This is a genomic window from Kamptonema formosum PCC 6407 (assembly GCF_000332155.1).
Taxonomy (GTDB): domain Bacteria; phylum Cyanobacteriota; class Cyanobacteriia; order Cyanobacteriales; family Microcoleaceae; genus Kamptonema; species Kamptonema formosum.
Window position 1 is genome coordinate 27,487 of record NZ_KB235907.1, and the last position, 1,116, is coordinate 28,602.

General features: G+C 36.6%; 3 protein-coding genes. All 3 read right to left on the bottom strand.

Features of this window, described 5'->3' with window-relative positions; genetic code table 11:
* Nucleotides 1-418 (bottom strand): restriction endonuclease subunit S (locus tag OSCIL6407_RS31590; protein ID WP_173401192.1); only part of this gene is annotated, 418 nt, incomplete at its 3' end.
* Nucleotides 409-699, bottom strand: a complete 291-nt coding sequence (locus OSCIL6407_RS31595; RefSeq protein ID WP_026103895.1) for a restriction endonuclease subunit S domain-containing protein — start codon at nt 697-699, stop codon at nt 409-411. The genes OSCIL6407_RS31590 and OSCIL6407_RS31595, both read right to left, overlap by 10 nt.
* A complete protein-coding gene (locus OSCIL6407_RS0129045) occupies nt 675-929 on the bottom strand; it encodes a restriction endonuclease subunit S (protein ID WP_019488039.1) in 255 nt (84 codons plus the stop codon). Before OSCIL6407_RS0129045 ends, OSCIL6407_RS31595 begins: the two co-directional genes overlap by 25 nt.
* Nucleotides 930-1,116: the final 187 nt, after the last annotated feature.

Sequence of the window (1,116 nt, forward strand, 5' to 3'; positions counted from 1 at the left end):
GTAGTAAACCTTTCTTGAATTGTTCGGTTTGGTCGATTTGGCGAGAGAGGGTCTCGATTTTGCGATCCATTGCTGTTAAAAAACCAGTAATTTTTTCTTGTTCTTTTTTGCAAGGGTAAAATAGTATGATTGCTGACAATGATTCTTGGTTGATATTTGTATTTGCGCTAGAGGTAGCCAAAGAAAGCAATTCTTTTCTAAATTCTAATGATGAAAAACAATATTTTTTATATAAATGACATAACTCTGAGGATTTCTCTCTAAATCTAATAATAAAACCGCTATAAACAGTATCCTCAAAGTCATCATTTACAAGACACGGCTGACCGACTCCCTCTCTTTTTACTGATGAGCGAACAAATAAAACATCTCCTTTTTTGATTTTGTATTGTTCTACTTGCTTTGAGCTTATCTGCACTCGTTCAAGAGGTATTTTTTGATTTCGCTTTTCCCAAATATATCCATTAAGTTTACAAATTCCACTCCATCTCCAAATGATGATTTATCTGCGTTAAAACCATTTTTGAATTCACCCAGTTCATCAAGTCTTTTTTCTTCCCAATCAGGAAACTCAGATCCGATCGCCCCCTTAAACCGAATCTCTAGAGAAAAGATTTTGTGCATTACGCCGCGTTTGTAGGTTTGTAAGAGTTCCTGTTTGCGGCGGAGTTGGGCTAGACGGCGATCGACAGCCCCCAAAAACTAGCAATCTTTTCTTGTTCAGCGATCTTTGGAAGAGTAATTTCTAACCCAGCAAAATTCTGCTGTCCTAGTGTCTTATTTCTCCCTGCTCCCCCTGGAGATGCTAATTCAAGTAAGTATTTTCCACGTTCTCTTAAAAAGAAAAGTATTACAAATTTAAGACTAGCCCTATTTTGTTTAGGTAAAAACATCAAAAAAACGATGAGAAGCAATAAACCCATTTTCATCACTACTTGTCAGAGCGACAGCTTGCTCCCAAGCAAAAACAATATTGACAACAAATGCGTTTGGATGAACCCAATAAACTCTTTTATTCCTAATTCTCTGCCAGTTACAGCTTCTTTATGAAAGATCCCTTTTCCACGTGATCGTATTCCAATCTGTTTGTAGTTTGCCATGCAAAATCATATTCAT

What these genes read in the sequence shown, in the direction of transcription:
- OSCIL6407_RS0129045 (WP_019488039.1), bottom strand. Translation starts at nt 929, where the DNA reads ATGAAAATGGGTTTATTGCTTCTCATCGTTTTTTTGATGTTTTTACCT.